The organism is Paraburkholderia sp. J12 (assembly GCF_905220215.1).
Lineage (GTDB): Bacteria > Pseudomonadota > Gammaproteobacteria > Burkholderiales > Burkholderiaceae > Paraburkholderia.
Map to the genome: position 1 here is coordinate 1 of NZ_CAJMZC010000036.1, position 4,077 is coordinate 4,077.

Annotated in this window: 1 protein-coding gene; it reads right to left on the reverse strand. The window is 65.6% G+C overall.

Annotated elements, in window-relative coordinates; all coding sequences use genetic code 11:
* Positions 1-4,077 (reverse strand): amino acid adenylation domain-containing protein (locus U5760_RS31460; protein ID WP_322016203.1); only part of this gene is annotated, 4,077 nt, incomplete at both ends.

Consider the following 4,077-nt stretch of genomic DNA (forward strand, 5'->3'; position numbering starts at 1 on the left):
ATCGATGCCAGCCGTGCGATCGTCATCTGCCAACAAGTCGAGCTTCGCTGCGATCTGCGATTCGCCACACCAGTCGAGTTCGCGCATTGCTAACTGAGCGTTCGACCCAACCCATTGCAGCCACGCGCCATCGATCTGGCGAAAGCCCGTGCGCAGCATGTCTTCTGCCGAGCCTACCGCTCGCCAAGCCTGCGCGAACCGGGCAGCGTCGAGATCATCGACATCCACGCGCACCTGGTTCACATACGCACCCGGCGTATGCAGCGAATGAAACAACATACCGTTTTGCGTTGCAGACACCGGATAGATGTCGCGAACGTCGGCAAGCGGAACCGGCCACGCGTCGAGCTGTGCCTGGGTCAACTGCGCGAGCGGAAAGTCGGATGGCGTCGCGCGAGGAGCAGCCTGTGCGCAGTGCTCGACAATCTGTTCGAGTTCGCGACGGAAAGCCGCGGCCAGCCGCTCGATCACATCAGCCGGATAGCGGGCACCGGCATCGCTGATCGTCAGCTTCAGACGGTCGGCGTAGACGCCGCCGTCGATACTCAGCGCATGCGCCGGCTTCGCGGCCGGATCCTGCATCTCGCCGACGCCCGCTTCGACGAGCCGCCAGTCGGTACCGGTCCGCGACGACAGCGCCTCGTCGAATTGTCCAAGATAGTTGAACACGACCTGCGAAGGTTGCTGCGATGCGAGCGCCTGCTTGACGTGCGCGTCGCCGAGATAGCGCAGCAGCCCGTAGCCCAGACCTCGCCCCGGCACCGCACGCAACGACTCCTTCACGCGGCAGATCGCGTCACCCAGTTCGCCAACCGGCTCCAGCTTCACCGGGTACACGCTCGTGAACCAGCCTACCGTGCGGCTCACGTCCAGACCTTGCTCGATATCCTCGCGGCCGTGTCCCTCGACATCGATGCGGATGCTTTCGCGTCCGCTCCATGCACACAGCGCTCGGCCGAGCGCCGTCAACAGGAGGTCGTTGATCTGCGTGCGATAGGCCGACGGTGCGTCGTGCAGCAGCGCGCGAGTCTGTTCGCGCGTCAGTTCGAGCCCGATTGCGTGCTGTGATTCACTCGCTGAGCCGTGTTCGGCAACCGGGATATCGGCAGGCGTGCGCAGTACTTCCTGCCAGTAGTCGAGCTCACCGCCCAGCGTCTGCGCGTGCTTGCCAACCGCCTGCGACCAGCGCCGATACGATGCGCTACGCGCCGGCAGTACCGGCTTTTCGCCCGAACGCGCTTGCGCATACGCAGTCTGCAGATCTTCCAGCAACACGCGCCACGACACCCCATCCACTACGAGGTGATGGATTACCAGCAGCAGCCGCGATGTGCCGTCCGCCACCTTCATCGACACGGCGCGCAGCACCGGCCCCGTCTCGATGTTCAGGCTGCGGTGTGCTTCGTTGCAGCGCGCTTCGATGTCGTCGGTACCGGTAACTTCGCAGGCCCAAAGCACTTCGGACGGTTGTGCATCGGTATACGTCTGATGCCATTTTCCTTCGCCATCCTGATTGAATCGCAACCGTAGCGCACCGTGATGCGAGATCACTGCACACAACGCGGTTTCAAGTGCCTCCGTATCAAGCACCTCGCGGCTTTCCAGCAGCACTGCCTGATTCCAGTGATGACGATTCGGAATCGCCTGTTCGAAGAACATCTGCTGAATCGGCAGCAGCGGAACTTCACCGGCTTCGTCGTCGACCGTTTCCGGCATTTGCGCCCGCTGCGCGACGGCTGCGAGCAAGGCCACCGTTTGACGCTCGAACAGTTGCCGCGCGCTCACCTGCCATCCTGCCTGGCGCGCACGCGCGACGATCTGCAAGCTCAGGATCGAATCGCCGCCGAGTTCGAAGAAGTTGTCGGTGCGGCTTACTTGTTCGATGCCCAGCACCTCGGACCAGATCTGTGCGAGCGCTGTCTCCGTTTCGCCCTGTGGCGCCTCATAACCACGTGCCGCGTACTCCGGCGCGGGGAGCGCTTTGCGGTCCACCTTTCCGTTCGACGTCAACGGCAACGTATCGAGCACCATCACGACCGCGGGCACCATGTAATCCGGCAACGCATCGCCAAGCGAAGCGCGCAGTGCCTGCGGCTCGATCGCATGATCCGCGCGCGCAGTCACATATGCGACGAGGCGCGCGCCGCCCGGTCCTTCCTGCGGCAACACAACGGCCTCGCGCACATCGTGCAGTGCGAGCAGTTGCGCCTCGATCTCGCCCAGCTCGATCCGGAAGCCGCGCACCTTCACCTGATGGTCGATCCGCCCGAGGTACTCGAGCTCGCCGTCCTGTGTCCAGCGCGCAAGATCGCCCGTGCGGTACAGCCGCCCACCGTTCGCATCGAACGGATCGGGCACGAAACGCTCGGCACTCAGCGCCGGCCGGTTCAGATAGCCGCGCGCGAGGCCCGCGCCCGACACGTACAGCTCGCCCGCCACGCCGACCGGAGCGAGGTTGCCATCGAGGTCGAGCACGTACAGCCCGAGATCGGGAATGGCGCGGCCCACGGGGCTGCGTTGCGCCTGTGTGTCCGCCTCGCGCACCGGCCGGTAAGTCACGTGCACGGTCGTCTCGGTAATGCCATACATGTTCACGAGCCGCGGCTTCGCATCGCCGAAGCGCTGCACCCAGGAAGCGAGCGTTTGCGGATCGAGCGCCTCGCCGCCGAAGATCACCGTGCGCAGCGGCAGGTCCGGTTCGCTCATTTGCGGAACCTGCATCAGTTGCCGGAACGCAGACGGCGTCTGGTTCAGCACCGTCACGCGTTCGCGACGCAGCAGTTGCGCGAACTCTTCCGGCGAGCGGCTCACGAGGTACGGCACGACCACGAGTTTTCCGCCGTGGCACAGCGCACCGAAAATTTCCCATACCGAGAAGTCGAACGCGTACGAGTGGAACATCGTCCACACGTCCGACGCGTCGAAGTCGAACCAGGGATGCGTGGCGGTCAGCAGGCGCGAGACGTTGCGATGGGTGAGCTGTGCGCCCTTCGGGCGTCCTGTTGAACCTGAGGTGTAGATCACGTACGCCAGGTTCTCGCCATGCACGCTCACCTGCGGTGAAACGGCGGGCTCCGCGGACACGTCCAGCGTGTCCAGTTCCAGCACCGTCACGCCTTCTGCCACCGGCAGCCGCTCACGCACCCACGACTGCGTCAGCAGCAGTGCCACGCCGCTGTCTTCCAGCATGTACGCCAGTCGGTCACGCGGATACTCCGGGTCCATCGGTACATAGGCACCGCCTGCCTTCAGGATCGCCAGCAGCCCAACCACCATCTCCACCGACCGCTCGACGGCAATCCCCACCCGCACTTCCGGTCCCACGCCGAGCTTCGCGAGACGTTGCGCAAGGCGGTTCGCCTGCTCATCGAGCTCGCCATAGCGCAGCTGCGCCTCGCCGTATACCACCGCAACCCGTTCAGGATGAGCCTGCGCCTCGCGCGCGATCCGCTCATGCACCGGCATCACATCCGCGTACTGCTCCGTGCGCGCTCCCTGCGCCACCAGCCCCGCACGCTCCTGCGCCGACAGCAGCGCGACCTCCGCCACCGTGCCCACGTCCCCGCCCGTCAACGCCTCCAGCACCGCCACATAGTGACGACCGAACTGCGCCATCGTCCGCCCATCGAACAGCTCCCGCGCATACACCAGGCTCGCCGACAACGCCCCCGACGCCTCCTCCGCCGTCGTCAGCGTCAGCTCGAACTGCGCCATCCCCGCCCCCGGCGACTCCCACTGCACCGACACTCCCGGCAGCGTCTCCAGGCATCGCTCGTCGTCGCGCAGATGGTTGAACATCACCTGGAACAGCGGCGTGTGGCTCAGGCTGCGCTGCGGCTGCAGCGCCTCCACCAGCACGTCGAACGGCAGGTCCTGGTGCGCCTGTGCACCGCGCGCCGCCGCCTTCACCTGGCCGAGCAGCGCCGCGAGCGTCGTGCCCCCTTCAAGCCGCGTGCGCAGCACCTGCGTGTTCACGAACAGCCCGATCAGCCCCGCCGTCTCCACCCGGTCGCGGTTCGCCACCGGCACCCCTACCCGGATATCCGGCTGCCCGCTGTAGCGGTGCAGCAGCACCGC